Below are 15361 nucleotides of genomic sequence, written 5' to 3' on the forward strand. Positions count from 1 at the left end.
TTTAAGATTGAATTATCTTTGAACACTCGGTAAAATATTGAATGGTATTTAATTTTATATAACTTTAAGGAGGCTTTTTTATGATTATCATCGCCGGAATTATCGGCTCTGGAAAATCTAGTCTAACCGAAATTTTAGCGCAAGAATTCCAAGCCAAACCTTTCTACGAACCTGTTAGTGACAATCCGGTATTACCGTTATTTTATCAAGGAAATGAATTAGCTGCTAAAAAACGTGCTGCTGGCGATAAAAATGCCACTAATCCCTATACTTATTTGTTACAGACATTCTTTTTAAATCGGCGCTTCAAAATGATTAAAGAAGCTTCAAAATATACTAATAGTATTTTAGATCGCTCTATCCATGAAGATGCCATGTTTATGAAAATGAATACTGATTTAGGCAATGCAACTGCGATTGAATATCAAGTTTATCAAGAATTACTAACACATATGCTAAGCGAACTAGATGATAGCATTGTAGCTAAACAACAAAATCTAACTATTATCATCAAGGTTTCTTACCATACAATGCTTCAACGTATCAAAAAGCGTGGCCGTAGTTTTGAACAAGTAGAAAATGACCCTTCTTTAAAAGAATATTACCACAATCTTTTAACATACTATGATGATTGGATTGCTACTTATCATGACACTCCAACACTTGTAATTGATGGTGATCGTTATGACTTTGTCGGAAATGAAAGCGACCGTCAATATGTTATCAAGCAAATTAAAGACAAACTAACAACTCTCAAAGAGCAAAATTAAAAAACTTGTATAAACTTCATATACTTAATTAGCAAGTTATTACAACATAAGTTACAATTTTCAAAACTAAAATAAATAAATTTCTTCAGTAATTTTAACGCTACTCTCAGATTATCGTGTTACAATACAACACGATATAAAATTAGAACAAACACGAGGACTTTAACCGTGGAAATCAGAAGAATCGAACCACAAGATGATAGTGCTATCCAAGAGATTATCAAACAGTGTTATCCCATTCAACAAGAAGAAAAATTACAGACTTTAAAACGCTTGCGTAAAAGTTTTTGTTACATGCCTACATTAGAAGTTGTAGGTCAAATTAATAACAACATTTGTGCTCATGGTATGCTAAACGAAGCGATTATCGGACAAAAACTTGGTTTAGTCTTTAGCTTTTTAGAAGTCGCACCTGAATATCAACGAAATGGTCTAGGCACTCAATTAGTACGTGTGCTCTTAAATCGCGCACAAGCTTCTGGGTATCGCTTCATTGCCGTTCAAGGTGATCCCAAATTTTTTAGCAACTTTGGCTTTATTATCACTGATCCAGATGTTATTCGTTTGCCTTTCAACGAAAAAACACCTCTTATGATTAAGGAATTAGTCAACAATAGTTTACTCGATGTTACAGGGATATTGAATTATGATTAAAAAAATACTATCAACCACCATTATTTTTTGAAAGGTTGATAGTATTTTTTAATTCTAAGTCGTTTCAAAAGACATTCCATTTAAATAATGGTATACCTAGCCAAAGAATTTATAAAATAAAATTAATTATTATGTTTTATTCCACTCTTTCTTCAATTACCCCTAAGATATAAATTCTATTAACTTTTCTAGGCTAAGGATTATCCACTCACTACCAATCATCTATTAAAACATTAATAATTAATATTAATAATCCCTAGTTTTAGGCTTATCTCTTCTGTATTATTTTACTCATCCTTTAAACTTTTATCAAAAATTCCTAGGAGGAAAAAATTATGAAAAAAATAAGTTATTTAGCTTAGCTTTGGCGCTAGTTTACTTTTATTAAATAGCTCATTTAATAGTGTACATGCAGCTGGTTCTGGCAATAGCACAACTAACTTAACTAACCAAACAACTGGTTACCAAGCACAATTTTCTGAAAATGCAACGGCAACTTCAACAGTAGAACTTGCTATTAATCCAGGTACTTTAACATTGGATGCTGTTCCTGATTTACGCTTTTCATCAACAAATATCAATCAAATAGCAACTGGGGAAACAACATTAGATCTTTTCGATGGTAACATCACCAAAAACTCAACTGCTTTTGACGGAAATTCTTCTCATCAACTTCAAGTCAGTGACTTACGAGGAAATAGCGGAGATTGGAAATTAACCGCACAGCTTAGTGAATTTAGATCTGCTAGCGGTGAAACTTTACCTGGTGTCATTATGTTGTTAAATGTTACAACTGGACAAGGTGCCACCCACTCAACCACACCAGCTATAATCACGCCCAATACTATGCTATTTGCAAATTCTAGTGCAAGTATTGTTGCACGTGGAAATGATACAACCGGCAAAGGTATTAATAACTACACGTTAAACACGAGCGGAACTAAGACACAACTTATCATTCCTAAAACTTCAAACGCCAAAGCAAAAACTTATCAAGCAGATATTACTTGGGTACTTTCTACAACTTATAGTGCACCTAGTGCATTTTAATAACATTGAGGTATCACATGAATAAACATCTTATTAAAATATTGTTTTTGAGTAGCTTATGTTTATGTATCTTCTTGATACATCCTAAAAAAGTCATAGCAGCCACACAAACGGGCTTTACTATCCAACCTGTATTACCAACAAATCAAATTTCAGATAACAACTATTTTGATTTAAAAGTTGCACCTAATCAACAACAAGATATCAAGCTTTCAGTAACTAATTTACAAAACAACAAAATCAAGATTAAGATTTCTCCCAATCCTGCCTATACCAATTCAAATGGTGTCATTGAATACGATAAGCATAAACCTACGCAACTAACCTCTGAGGTAAATATCGCTACAGTTTTCTCTGAACCACAAAAAATCACACTTAAACCTCATGAGCAACGTGAAGTTACTTTCAAGTTAAAAATTCCTTCCCAACCATTCAGTGGTATGCTTTTAGGTGGCTTTTATGCTCAGCGCTTAGATTCCTCTAACTCTACAAGTACTTCTAAACAATTAACGACAGTAACTAATCATTTCGCTTTAGTTGTCGGAATTTTACTAAGAGAAAATCTCGAAACAAAGACTACTCCTAATTTAAAATTCAACAAAATTGATACTACAAAAATGGAATCTCAAAATGAACTATTACTACACTTAACTAATCCTACTTCCCAAGCATTTGGTAAAACAACCATTAAGGCTAAAATCTATCCTCAATCTTCTAGCAAATCTGTTGTTAAAATCACACGCCTAGACCAAGAATTCGCTCCAACAAGTGACTATAATTTCACAATTCCATTAGGTTCAAACAAACTACCCGATGGCAAATATCGCTTAGAATTAACTGCTACTTCCGGAAAAAAACATTGGCACTTTCAACAAAAATTCACTATAAAAACTCCATTAACTTCTAAATTAACACCTAATTTCAGTTCCTCATTTACACCAATTGCTAATAACAACGGGCCATTAATCTTACTAGCTTTATTAGTTATAATCTTAGTTTTAGGATTAACTATCCGGCTTATCAAACGCAACAAAAAATACTAGTCATTACTGATATACACCCTCTTTTACTGGCCAATCCAGTAAGGAGGGTTATTTTTATGCACTACTTACAAGAATACAAAATAAAATTACGCCAACAAACCAAATACACGAGGTAGAAAATTCCAGATGTGTTCTGAAAAAATAAGAAGCAAACAATTTTAATATTTTAAAATACAAAAATTAAATGCGTGGCAAAGTCACATTAACTTTCTAAATATTTGTAATTTATTTTAAAAACAATAAAAAAGCAAGCAAAAATAAAATGGATGCCCCTGTAAAACACAAGAAAGCATCCATGAGATAATTTTAAATTAAATTTTTATGTTAAAAATCGATTTATAGCAGCACTATCCTTTTTATTAAATCAATTCTTTTTGTTCTTCATAAGCCTTAGATATTTTACTAAAAGCTCCTGGATCTACATTATCGACTGCATGCGAAATTGTATCTAGCGCAGCAACATAATCATAATCTTCATTGAAAAGTTTTAACGCTTTTTGATAAGCATCCGCTATCTCAGGATAACGATTTCTATAGCGATTGGCATATTGTAACATTTCTTCTGTTAATAAAGAACTGTCAATCAATTCATTTGTTTTTGTTTCTAAAACATCTAAATCAGATTGTGTATCCAACAATCCTTTAGTGATTTCATCCATATTGATTTGACTGCACCTTAACGCTTGAGATAAATCCTTAATTTCTTGGGCAACACGATAAAAATATCCTAGATATTCTTTGGTTAAACCTGGAAGATTCAACTTTTCGACACGACGCTTAAGTTGATGAATCTGTAAATCAAAACTCTCTACCGCTTTTCGTGCTTCTTTTTCTTCGTGCCATAAATTAGCCACACCATCATTAATTTGTTTTTGTTTTTGTTCAATCTCGGTTAATGCTTCTATATTATTCAAACAAAGCGTTAACTCTTGACTATAAATTGCCTTTTTTTGTTCTTTTTGCTCTAAGTATACATGTTGTTGCTCTTCAATTCTATCTAATTGTTCATTTAATATCCGTGCATCTTCTAACTCGTTATGCGTCAAGGTATAATTTTGTTTCAAGCGTTCAAGCGCAACCAGTAGTTCGTATTGTTGTTGCTTAGCATGCTTAAAGAAAGCAAAATAATATTTTTCTTTAGCTTCTAACTGAGCTTTAGCGCTATATTCTTTTTCAAAAACATCATAAACGGCATCTATTTCATCCATCAATTGATCATTTATTTTTTTAGAATTCTCAATATTAACCGAAGTAATATTTTCAATAAATTCAGTCATCTGCTGGTTAATTTGAGTCAATTTAGCACCCATATCATCACTAAAGCCATGACCTTGATCTTGCATCTGAGCTAAAGCAGCTTGCAACTCTTTAATTTGTTCAGGAAAAACATTATGGTAATTTTTATAAAGTGGCGGAATTTGCTCAATGGCATTTTGTAACTCACTAGTTTGCATCTTTAATGATTGCAATGACGGTGCAGCAGCTACATAATCACCACTTTCCATTAATTTAACATAAGCATCAAAGTCTTTTTCTAACTCACCCAAGGTATCTTCTAAAACATCTAAAGCAGGGCCAAATGAAAAACTTTTTGCTAATAACACCTTACGTAAAGAATGATAACGTTCATCCAAGCTATCAACCGCTCGTTGTTGTTCTTTGGTATCACGTTCGATTTTTTCCAAATCATTTCTTATTTCATTAAATCTTTGACTCACATTTTCTATTTTTTTATCAATTGTAGCCATATCTTGTTTGACTGAAAAAACATGCATTTGTGAATTTGTTTCTTGTAAAAGATTCAATGTTTCTGACAACTCAGGCAATTGTCTATTCAATAAATAGCGATAACCTTTATCAAGTTTTTCAAATTCTGTTAAGCTCTCACCTGTCAAATTCAGCTGACTGATTGAAGCTAATTTCTTTTCAAGTGAACAGGCCTGTAATTTCTTTAGTTCACTTTGATATTCTGTGATTTTTTGAGCATAATTTTTACGCATGTATAATACCGCTAAATAGCAACATACTACAATTACGATAATCGCAATAAAAATATATTCCATGAGTCCACCTTCTATTCTTAGCTACACTGATAATTTTTAATTAAATAAGTTGAAATATTTCATAATTCATTCTAAAATCTATTATTAATTATAACATATGAATCAAACGCATTTTGCTTTTTTATTTAATTATTTTAAAGGAGATAAAATTATGTCTGAATCCGTTTTAACTCAACAACTTGATGCCCTTTTACAAGGAGAAAACAACATTATTGCTAACTTAGCAAATGCTAGCGCCTTATTAAATGAACATCTCTCAAATATCAATTGGGTTGGGTTTTATCTTTACGACCAAGAAACAAACACATTAAATCTTGGACCATTTCAAGGAAAAGTTGCCTGCATGCATATTCCTTTGGGACAAGGTGTGTGTGGTAGCGCAATAGCAGAGCAAAAAATTTTACGTGTTGCTAATGTACATGAATTTGCTGGTCATATTGCCTGCGATGCCGCTAGCAATTCTGAGATTGTCTTACCTTTAATCAAAAATGGAGAAATTTTAGGTGTTTTAGATATTGATTCTCCTGAATTAAATCGGTTTAGCGCCCATGACGAACAAGAATTAGCAGCTTTTGTAACAACTTTGTTAAAACATATCTGATAATTCCTTGACAATTTTTACTTTCTAGTGTTATATTGAAACTTGTGTAAAATAATGCAGCAGTGAGTGGTAAGCTCGTCAACAGTTTATTGCCGTTTCGGTTGATTAGTAACTTTTCGGCTGCAAAAGCGAAAATCCAAAATAAACTGCACGAATACTAAACTCACAAGGATTATTTTACTCCATTAATAAATATTTTGGAGGAATTTTTCATGTCACGTTATACAGGTCCATCCTGGAAAGTTTCCCGTCGTTTAGGGATTTCTCTTTCCGGTACAGGTAAAGAATTAGCTCGTCGTCCATACGCACCAGGCCAACATGGTCAAAACCGTCGTAAATTATCAGAATACGGTTTGCAATTACGTGAAAAGCAAAAATTACGTATGACTTACGGTTTATCCGAACGTCAATTTGCTAACCTTTTCGTTAAAGCTGGTAAGATTCGCGAAGGTAAGCACGGTGATAACTTCATGATCCTTTTGGAACGTCGTTTAGACAACGTTGTTTACCGTTTAGGTTTGGCTACAACTCGTCGCCAAGCTCGCCAATTGGTAAACCATGGTCATATCACTGTTGACGGCAAGCGCGTTGACATCCCTTCATACGATGTTAAACCAGGCCAAGTTATCTCTTTACGTGAACGTTCAAAAGATTTACAAATCGTAAAAGATGCTTTAGAAGCTGTTGTTGGGCGTGTACCATTTGTTTCCTTTGATGAAAACACAATGGAAGGTTCTCTTGTTCGTTTACCAGAACGTGAAGAACTCGACGCAAACATCGATGAAGCTTTAGTTGTTGAATACTACAACAAACTTTAATCTTGCGTTTTACGCAAAAACCTGCACTTATTGGTGCAGGTTTTTTATTGCACTTGATTGGTTTTATTTTTTGAGATATGTTAAAATTTAGACAAATTAACTCAAGGACGGTACATTAAATGACCAATAATGATTTACAAGATCATCTCAATCATGCAGTCTATGGTACTCCGCAATTAAAACCAGACGAACAACGCAAATACTTGGGAACTTTTCGTGAACGTGTCGATTTAGTCTTAACTTTTGGACAATTAAGTACACCAGAATATCTTACAGCACTGGCCCAAGAAACTAAATTGCACCCTGAATATATTTTATTAGTTAACGCTGCTATTCCAAACAAGATACTAGCCAAAATTTTAAAACTTGCTCAAGATAATCATATTCAAGTCACCACTACTAGTAATGTGAGCTTTGGTACTCAAAATGATGATTCCGCAGTCATTTTAGCTGCAAAAAAACAAGCACTCAATCTGGAAATAATCGATGTTGCCAAGCGCTATCCGTTAAACAATTCTTCTGTTACAGACACAACTCAAAAAAGTTTTTGGCACCGTTTTTTTAACTAAAAAGCGCTTAACACGCAAAAATGTGTTAAGCGCTTTGTTTATTCCTACTGCCAAATTTCTGTTGTGAAATGATCTACATATAGATTAATAATTCGAGCTCCCCGTGTAAATTGAAATACGTGTTGTAACCTGAAATATTACCATAATTTAATTCAATACCTGCTAGCTTACTTTGAAAACTGTTGTCATGATCATGTCCAGCAAAAACACCCTTAACATTTTTTGGCGTGAAAAAGCATAAAATAATCCCGAATTGGGTTCTCCACAACAAATATTTTCCAAATTTTTCCCTGCTATTAATTCTTGTTTAACAGCTTGTCGATACTCAGGTAACGGTATATGCAAAAAACTTAAATCACAATCTTTAACACTACGATCTTGTGATTATTTTAGATACCACATAATCTGTTCAGGTTCAATTACCGCATATTTGCTGGTAATTTCCCACTTACCATAATCATCACTATCAAAGACATATAACTTATTGCGAACCTGATCTTCACAATAAATGTCTAATACATAATTTTGCCGATCAAAAATTGTATAGCTATCGTGTTTATCAGCTAAATATTTAAGATGGTCTTCAAACTCACGTAGTTGTTGTCTACTAAAATCCCCTTCAGCATCATGATTACCATAAGTAATCGCAATCGATATTTTTGTTTGATTTAACACATCATATAACTGAATTAATGTTTGTTCAGGATCTGGATTCTCCAACCCCCATAATAAATCGCTCGTCATCATTAACAAGTCAAATTACTTATCTTTTAAAAAGTTTGTCATATCACGAATAGTCCGCTTACTTTCCTGATTTAAAGGTAATGGACTTAAATGAATATCGGTTAATTGACAAATTTTAAAAAGTTGATCTTTTTTTACCATTAATTTCTTTTTCAAACTCCTCTAATTTTTTAAATTTAGCTAACCATTAAAATATAATTTTTATGTATGCAACCTAAATATCATCCCCTAACATCAAAACCATCTAATATTATGAACTACTATGTTAGCGAATTTAATAGCTTAAATAATAAAATTTTTCTCAAATAAAAAACAGCCAATCCTAAGACTGACTGCTATATTTTTTATACTTTCCAAGCTTGCAACAATTTAGTAGCAATATCTTGACTATCAAGCAACATTACATTTTCATGTATGGAATAATCAATTTCGGTATGTGCACTCAAAAAGACCAATAATTCTGGATGAGCTAAATCATATGGTTGATAAAGATTAGGTAAAATCACATCTATACCACCATCATTTAAATGCAAACTCTCAGCTAATTCAACAATTTTTGTTAAATAGCTTTGATTAATTTCATCAAGTACTTCTAAATATTGTGCTTTCGTATTTGAACTAGCATCATAGCGTAATAAAACTTGAATGCCTCGAGGAATCACCTCATCAAGTCTAATTCCTTGATTCTTTAATGTTTCCGTTTCAATCTCATCTAAAACATACTGTTTTTTAGCTAGCAATTGCTCTAAAGTCGATCTTCCATCACCAACCACATTAGCTGGAATTCTTTCAACTATGCTAACTACTTTTTTATCGGCAATCAAAGCTCGATAAGTCGAGCCAGACACAACTTGCTCAACTAAAACAGGTGAACCTTGTTTATGAATACGACTAACTGCTGCAATAAATTGCTCTTTAGTAGGCCCTAAACGAAAAACATGGGCTTGTTGTTGAGCATTGGCTAAAGCACTTTTAACGACAACTGCTCGTTTCTTAATCTTAGAATACAGTTCATGTGCTTGTTGCATATTATTTATTTCCCATGATTGTAACGTATAAAAACCTGCTTTTTGGGCTAGCCTATTAGCTTGTTGTTTATACTGTAGTAATTGCTGATATGGTGCGCTATTTTTTTCAGTTTGGATACCTTTTACAATCACACGCTTACCAATTTGTAAGACCCCAGCTTGTGCCAATAAAATTTGGTACGTAATCCCATTTAAAATTGCCGCTTGCAATAATTTTTGCGAGTTTGTATCTAATTTTTGAGTTGTAGCACTTATATCTTTTTGCCATTTTAAGGCTTGTTGCTTTCCAAACTCCAAAATAGAACTTGGCTGACGTAATAGTTTAGCTGCTGGTGTTTCTTGTGGGTCGTTAATTCGTTTCTTTAATTTAGTATAGACTGCCTGCCAATCAAAATAAGCAAATTGAGTCGCAAATCGGTTAAGTTCCTCTAATAAATGTAAGCTTGTTTGTGTTGCTTGATTCTTAGCATAAGGACTTTGTGCTACAATTTCTTGGGCTTGCATACGTTTTTGCGATAAAATTTGTTTTAAATCACCATTATCACACCCAGGTATCATCAAGAAATAACCTATCATCACTTCCATTAACTTTAGATAATCTTTACCGATTCCTAAGCGTTGCTGATCGTCATAATTAGCCGTTTGTATTTCTAAATATAAAATACCTTCTTGCTTAGTTTCTGTTAATTGAGTACATCCTAATTTAACCCAATCTTGACAACTAAGATTATGTGTTGTTTTTAGATAACCTTTTATTGTATGATAATCAATTTGATCTAGTTGGGCTAGTTGTTGTTCATCTAGTATCGCACAAGAATTTCTTTTAGGTGCTACTTTGCCTTCTTTTTGGCCACGAGCAAAATCATATGGATTAGCACCAAACAAATACTCAACAAACCATTGATGTGCAATTAACTGCTGGGCAACTTTTAAATATAATTGATTTCTAAAATCCAAGTAGGTCAATCCTGCTTTTTTAAACTTAGCCTCAAATAGTTCTTCAGCTAACTTTTCTGGCCATGCTACACGAATTTGGGTAGAATTTTTAGCTTGTGTTACTCCACTTCCTAAAGGCCACAATAACTGCTTTGTTGTTAACTTAGTGAGCAAAGCATCTTGTTGAATTTGCATGTCATTAATTACATCTGTTAGGCTTTGCCCTTTCTTAGTTATTAAAGTTACCTGATCAAGATTAGGTTGATTAAAATATTGATTGGCTGTTAAACCTAAACTTATAGTGTTAGCTTGTAAATCTGGCGTTACACAATTCCAAGTACGACTAACTTGCCAGCTTAAACAATGTAATGCTTGAGTTAGCTCTTGTTCAAAAATTTGTTGACCAATTTCATCAAATTTCACATTTCTTCATCCTTTAACTTGTAAGTCTTTATCTTATATTTTAACAGATTTTGTTTAAGAAAGTGATTTGCCAAACAGATTAATCTCACAAAAATGATATAATACTATTAAAAATGAACTTTTATTTAAAGAAAGGAAAAACTATGCAACCTTTAGCTTATCGGATGCGTCCTACAAAAATCGAAGAAATTGTCGGACAACAACACTTAGTTGGTCCTAATCAAATTATCAATCGAATGGTTAAAGCCAAGCTATTATCATCGATGATACTATATGGTCCGCCAGGCATCGGTAAGACTAGTATTGCCAGTGCGATTGCTGGTTCTACCAAATATGCTTTTCGAAGCTTAAACGCTGCAACTGATAGCAAAAAAGAATTAGAAATCGTCGTTGAAGAAGCTAAAATAAGCGGAACAGTCATCTTATTACTAGATGAAATTCATCGTTTAACCAAACCAAAACAAGATTTTTTGTTACCTCACCTTGAAAATGGGCGCATTATCTTAATTGGCGCTACTACAGAAAACCCATATATCGCTATTAATCCCGCGATACGTAGTCGTACGCAGATTTTTGAGTTAAAGCCTTTAACCATTTCAGATATCAAACAAGCGCTAAAAAGAGCACTTGACGATAAGGAAAATGGCTTAGGTAAAATGAACATTAAACTTTCAGATGAGGCATGCAATCACTTGGCACAAATTACTAATGGAGATTTACGCAGTGCTTTAAACGCACTTGAATTAGCTGCGTTATCGACACAAGCTGATGAAGCTGGGCAAATTATTTTAGATTTAAAGATAATCGAAGAATGTGTCCAAAAAAAAGCACTAACGCATGATAAAGATGGCGATGCTCATTACGATGTTATCTCTGCTCTCCAAAAATCAATCCGTGGCTCAGATACTGATGCTTCTTTACACTATATGGCACGGTTAATAGAAGCTGGTGATTTAATAAGTCTAAATCGGCGCTTATTAACGATTGCATATGAAGATATCGGTTTAGCCAATCCACAAGCAGCTGCCCGAACCGTAGCAGCTGTTCAAGCAGCCGAAAAACTTGGACTTCCAGAAGCTCGTATTCCTTTAGCCGTAGCTGTTATTGATCTTTGCTTATCTTACAAATCAAATTCTGCCATCTGTGCAATTGATGCCGCCCTAAAAGATATCACAAAAGGAAATTTTGGCGAAGTTCCTGCACATCTACGCGATGCTCACTATCAAGGAGCTGAAAAACTCGGACGCGGTATTGACTACAAATATCCGCATAATTTCACCTCTGATTGGGTAAAACAACAATACTTACCTGACAAGCTTAAAGATGTTTCTTACTATCAAGGAAAAGAAAATGGACGCTATGAACAATTTCTCAAACAGCAATATGAACGTCTAAAAAAAGCTCAACGAAATTAAATTAAGTCTGTTAAATTTGCTTTAGATCTTAGGTTATGCTATTATTGGGATGAACTTCTGAGATATACGTGTTGACTCATCAATGTAAGGTTGACCGAACACCTATAATCTTAGTGTCTTTGATAGCTAGTAGCTGGCATGCTCATCTCACTTGAGTCCCAAAAGCTAGCTGACGAGGCCATTTTCCTGCTTACACGCGGGTTCAACTACAGAGTCTACAACGGTATCAGCGGATTTTCCAAAGTGTAAGCTTTGCTAGGGTGGTAGGAATCTACCGCCCTTTTTACTTTGCGTAAAGGAGTTTTAACTGTGTTAGTCTCTATTTTATTATTCATCTTAAGTCTTATTGTTTTATTTTTAGGAATTTTTTTATGGCTCCATCGAAAAAAGCCATTTTTAATTTTCCACCCCGAAAAAGTCAGTGGTTTAACTAAGTTTTTAAGCCTTTGGAGCTGGGTTTTGATTTTATTAGGCTTAGCAACCTTAAGTTGTCTTTTTAGCAGTAATACACTTTTAATTGCATTTGTTTTAATCGCAGATGCATTGGCTGTAAGCTTCATTTCATTTTTAATGTTAGCTTATTTACACTAAAACACTCTCAAGCGTTTTCACTTTATTTTTTGCTATAAATCTAGTAAAATTAATGTGAGGAGATAATAGAAAGGATGATTTTTATGTTACAAAATTACAAAAATATTCTCGTCCCTGTTGATGGTTCTTATGAAGCTGAATTAGCTTTCAAAAAAGCTATCGACGTTGCCAAAAGAAATGGTACTGATACAAAGTTACACTTGGTTCATGTAATCGATACACGTGCTTTCCAAAATATCTCTAGCTTTGATACTGCAATGGTTGAACAAGTTTCAGAAACAGCTAAAAAAACGATGGATGGCTATGTGAACGAAGCACAAAAGGCTGGATTTAGCAATATTGACTATACCGTTGAATATGGTTCACCAAAAGTTGTTATTGCTAAAGATTTACCAAAAGAAAAAAATATCGATTTAATTATGATTGGTGCTACTGGACTAAATGCTGTTGAACGTATTTTAGTCGGCTCCGTTACCGAATATGTCACCCGCGCAGCAACTTGCGATGTTTTAGTTGTACGGACAGACTTAGATAATAAAGCCGTTTTAAATAAGAAAAAATAGTTTTTATTACGAAGTGAGCTTACTCACTTCGTATTGTTTTTATTTACAAGAACATCCTTCCAAATGATCGTTAACAACACCTACTGCCTGCAAAAAAGAATAAACAATTGTTGGTCCTAAAAAACTAAATCCTAATTTCTTAAAATCTTTAGCAATCTGACTCGATAATTTAGTTTGATTAGGAATTTCTTCTGGATATTTCCAATGATTATTTAAAGGCTGATAATCGACATAATTCCAAACAAGCTCATCTAAACTATGCCCTTGTCTTTTTAGTTTAACTACTAATTTAGCATTATTAATAATTGCTTCAATCTTACGTCTATTGCGAATAATATTGGGATTATTTAGTAGTTCTTGGATTTGCATTTCATCCATTTGTGCTACTTTTTGTACATCAAAGTTTGCAAAAGCTGTGCGTAAAGCTGGCCTTTTAGCCAAAACAATTTGCCAGCTTAAACCTGCTTGTAAAATTTCTAACGCTAAAAACTCAAACAGCTGACAATCGTCATGTTTTTCTTTCCCCCATTCATCATCATGATATGCTTTCATTTCAGGCGTAGTATCATATATCCATGCACATTGCACTTAAATCACCTCATTTCTTTTATTTAAAATACGCAAATCATATCTCTTTTAACAAAATTTTTAACTTCATGTTATTATTTCTACTTACCCGCTGTAGCAAACTAGTTTTATCAGTAATAATAGCCGTTGCTCCCAGAGTTTGACTCATTTGAGCACTTACTTTTTGATTAACAGTCCAAACATAAAAAGCTTTTTTTAACCTTTGTGTTTGACTACTTAGCAATAATGTTTGATTTAATGACAAAAAATCTGCCTTAGCAACTTTAGGCGCAAACAAAGTAAATGGTTCTACATAACCTATTTTTAGCTGTGGTGCCATTTGTTTAATCTTTCGTAACAGTCGATAATTCATCGTGTGTATCTTCCAATGGTTTTGGCTTATCATTGCTCCATAACGTTTAATGAAATCAGCAATAACTTTATTTGACCATAATTGTTCACTCTTTAATTCGATCAATACCGGTTGGTTTAACGCTTTGGCAACTTGTAAATAATGTGTCAACGTCGTCAAATGCGTTGCTTTGTCGCCTTGCTTTATGCTTAATTTTTGTAAATTAGTTGCTGTTTGTTGTTTAATGCTAATGTTTTTTCCGGCTACAGTTAATAATTTGTCATCGTGACTGACGATAAAATTATTATCTTTAGTGACTCGTACATCGATTTCAACAAAGTCTGGGTGAACATGTAGTGCAGTTTGTTTAAGCGCTACTAATGAATTAGGTACTGCAGTAACATTTGCCACTCCTTTATGCGCAATAATTTGCAGTCTAGAAGTATTTGGCAATACATTACACATTAATATTAGACCGTTCAAACAAATTAAAATACTAATTATTATTATTTCTTTTACGCCACTCTTTTTAAATTCCAACGCTTTAGGAGCAACAATTTTTAAGCGTGCATACCAAAAAAGTGCGCATAAAACGCTTTGCAACAACAAATTACCGGCTAATGCTATAAAATTTGGCAACCGGGTAAACATATGCCAAACAAAAAAGCGACTAAAAAAAATAACAATCACTAACAATGTTAGCTTAAAAGGAAAGTTTTGTCCTGTTAACTTCCACGAGCGTTGTATTGCTTGTTTAAAAGTAAGATTTGTTTGTACGCCTAAGCTCCAAGTCCATATCAAGCGTAATAAAATATATATTCCTAAAAGATATATACTTCCACCTATGGTAAAAATAAAAATACGATATCTAAAAATAAAATCTAAAACAAATGGGTTAAGCTCAAGTTGTCCTAGAAAAGCACGCCATACATTCAACCAAATTACCGGCACCCAGCAACACCAACTAAACATCCAGCATAATTTAGGCCAAATCTTTCTGGTTATCTCTCCTTGTAAAATATACTCATTGATTAACGCACCTATGAATAGACATAAGACAAATAATAAAGGTATAGTTGCACTTAATCTAAACAAAAGCGCTAAGATCAATAATAACCCCACACAAAATCCTCCCTTTTATACAAAAAAGACCAGATATAACATCTGGCCTTAC

At 33.4% G+C, this 15361-nt stretch carries 16 protein-coding genes; 10 read left to right on the forward strand and 6 right to left on the reverse strand.

The features are described 5' to 3' along the window. Positions 1-80: 80 nt before the first annotated feature. The 4 genes from QM017_RS05705 (at position 81) to QM017_RS05720 (ending at position 3517) form a co-directional block, all read left to right on the forward strand. The gene (locus QM017_RS05705) at positions 81-770 is read left to right on the forward strand and encodes a deoxynucleoside kinase (RefSeq protein ID WP_178198381.1); all 690 of its coding nucleotides are present in this window, start codon (positions 81-83) and stop codon (positions 768-770) included. A gap of 168 nt (positions 771-938) precedes the next feature. Continuing rightward, positions 939-1424, forward strand: coding sequence for an N-acetyltransferase (locus tag QM017_RS05710; RefSeq protein ID WP_178198380.1), 486 nt, complete (start codon positions 939-941; stop codon positions 1422-1424). 516 nt (positions 1425-1940) lie between these two features. Beyond that, complete coding sequence (locus QM017_RS05715) at positions 1941-2474, forward strand: WxL domain-containing protein (RefSeq protein WP_282709568.1); 534 nt, start codon at positions 1941-1943, stop codon at positions 2472-2474. A 17-nt stretch (positions 2475-2491) separates the two neighbouring features. Beyond that, on the forward strand, positions 2492-3517 hold the full coding sequence (locus QM017_RS05720) for a DUF916 and DUF3324 domain-containing protein (protein ID WP_282709108.1): 1026 nt from the start codon (positions 2492-2494) through the stop codon (positions 3515-3517). A 359-nt stretch (positions 3518-3876) separates the two neighbouring features. Here the strand turns inward: QM017_RS05720 and QM017_RS05725 are convergent, their stop codons facing one another. Continuing rightward, entirely contained in the window at positions 3877-5580 is a 1704-nt protein-coding gene (locus tag QM017_RS05725; protein ID WP_282709109.1) for a septation ring formation regulator EzrA, read from the reverse strand. A gap of 151 nt (positions 5581-5731) precedes the next feature. On the opposite strand from QM017_RS05725, the gene QM017_RS05730 reads away from it, so the two are divergent. From QM017_RS05730 to QM017_RS05740, 3 genes are all read left to right on the forward strand, one after another. Further along, a complete protein-coding gene (locus QM017_RS05730; RefSeq protein WP_282709110.1) occupies positions 5732-6181 on the forward strand; it encodes a GAF domain-containing protein in 450 nt (149 codons plus the stop codon). Between the two features lie 212 nt (positions 6182-6393). Then, complete coding sequence (rpsD, locus tag QM017_RS05735) at positions 6394-6999, forward strand: 30S ribosomal protein S4 (RefSeq protein WP_178198376.1); 606 nt, start codon at positions 6394-6396, stop codon at positions 6997-6999. Between the two features lie 119 nt (positions 7000-7118). Beyond that, on the forward strand, positions 7119-7568 hold the full coding sequence (locus QM017_RS05740) for a YueI family protein (RefSeq protein ID WP_282709111.1): 450 nt from the start codon (positions 7119-7121) through the stop codon (positions 7566-7568). A gap of 384 nt (positions 7569-7952) precedes the next feature. Here the strand turns inward: QM017_RS05740 and QM017_RS05745 are convergent, their stop codons facing one another. The 3 genes from QM017_RS05745 to QM017_RS05755 form a co-directional block, all read right to left on the reverse strand. Continuing rightward, positions 7953-8288 (reverse strand): hypothetical protein, encoded by a 336-nt coding sequence (locus tag QM017_RS05745; RefSeq protein WP_282709112.1) that lies wholly within the window; start codon positions 8286-8288, stop codon positions 7953-7955. 39 nt (positions 8289-8327) lie between these two features. After that, on the reverse strand, positions 8328-8468 hold the full coding sequence (locus tag QM017_RS05750) for a hypothetical protein (RefSeq protein ID WP_282709113.1): 141 nt from the start codon (positions 8466-8468) through the stop codon (positions 8328-8330). 188 nt (positions 8469-8656) lie between these two features. Further along, positions 8657-10699 carry a hypothetical protein gene (locus QM017_RS05755; RefSeq protein WP_282709114.1) on the reverse strand — a complete coding sequence of 681 codons (2043 nt, stop codon included), beginning with the start codon at positions 10697-10699 and terminating at the stop codon, positions 8657-8659. A 143-nt stretch (positions 10700-10842) separates the two neighbouring features. Here QM017_RS05755 and QM017_RS05760 point away from each other — a divergent pair, with 143 nt between their 5' ends. From QM017_RS05760 to QM017_RS05770, 3 genes are all read left to right on the forward strand, one after another. Then, positions 10843-12114 carry a replication-associated recombination protein A gene (locus tag QM017_RS05760; RefSeq protein WP_282709115.1) on the forward strand — a complete coding sequence of 424 codons (1272 nt, stop codon included), beginning with the start codon at positions 10843-10845 and terminating at the stop codon, positions 12112-12114. Positions 12115-12423: 309 nt separating this feature from the next. Next, a complete protein-coding gene (locus tag QM017_RS05765; RefSeq protein ID WP_282709116.1) occupies positions 12424-12705 on the forward strand; it encodes a hypothetical protein in 282 nt (93 codons plus the stop codon). A gap of 83 nt (positions 12706-12788) precedes the next feature. Then, positions 12789-13268, forward strand: coding sequence for a universal stress protein (locus QM017_RS05770; RefSeq protein ID WP_178198370.1), 480 nt, complete (start codon positions 12789-12791; stop codon positions 13266-13268). Between the two features lie 39 nt (positions 13269-13307). On the opposite strand, the gene QM017_RS05775 is transcribed toward QM017_RS05770, so the two are convergent. Beyond that, positions 13308-13856, reverse strand: coding sequence for a DNA-3-methyladenine glycosylase I (locus tag QM017_RS05775; protein ID WP_282709117.1), 549 nt, complete (start codon positions 13854-13856; stop codon positions 13308-13310). 37 nt (positions 13857-13893) lie between these two features. Next, complete coding sequence (locus QM017_RS05780; protein ID WP_282709118.1) at positions 13894-15309, reverse strand: glycerophosphodiester phosphodiesterase family protein; 1416 nt, start codon at positions 15307-15309, stop codon at positions 13894-13896. Positions 15310-15361 lie beyond the last annotated feature (52 nt).

Origin of the sequence: Ligilactobacillus sp. Marseille-Q7487, assembly GCF_949152225.1 — a bacterium.
GTDB lineage: Bacteria > Bacillota > Bacilli > Lactobacillales > Lactobacillaceae > Ligilactobacillus.

What these genes read in the sequence shown, in the direction of transcription:
- rpsD (WP_178198376.1), top strand. Translation starts at nt 6,394, where the DNA reads ATGTCACGTTATACAGGTCCATCCTGGAAAGTTTCCCGTCGTTTAGGG.
- QM017_RS05720 (WP_282709108.1), top strand. Translation starts at nt 2,492, where the DNA reads ATGAATAAACATCTTATTAAAATATTGTTTTTGAGTAGCTTATGTTTA.
- QM017_RS05725 (WP_282709109.1), bottom strand. Translation starts at nt 5,580, where the DNA reads ATGGAATATATTTTTATTGCGATTATCGTAATTGTAGTATGTTGCTAT.
- QM017_RS05760 (WP_282709115.1), top strand. Translation starts at nt 10,843, where the DNA reads ATGCAACCTTTAGCTTATCGGATGCGTCCTACAAAAATCGAAGAAATT.
- QM017_RS05730 (WP_282709110.1), top strand. Translation starts at nt 5,732, where the DNA reads ATGTCTGAATCCGTTTTAACTCAACAACTTGATGCCCTTTTACAAGGA.
- QM017_RS05740 (WP_282709111.1), top strand. Translation starts at nt 7,119, where the DNA reads ATGACCAATAATGATTTACAAGATCATCTCAATCATGCAGTCTATGGT.
- QM017_RS05770 (WP_178198370.1), top strand. Translation starts at nt 12,789, where the DNA reads ATGTTACAAAATTACAAAAATATTCTCGTCCCTGTTGATGGTTCTTAT.
- QM017_RS05705 (WP_178198381.1), top strand. Translation starts at nt 81, where the DNA reads ATGATTATCATCGCCGGAATTATCGGCTCTGGAAAATCTAGTCTAACC.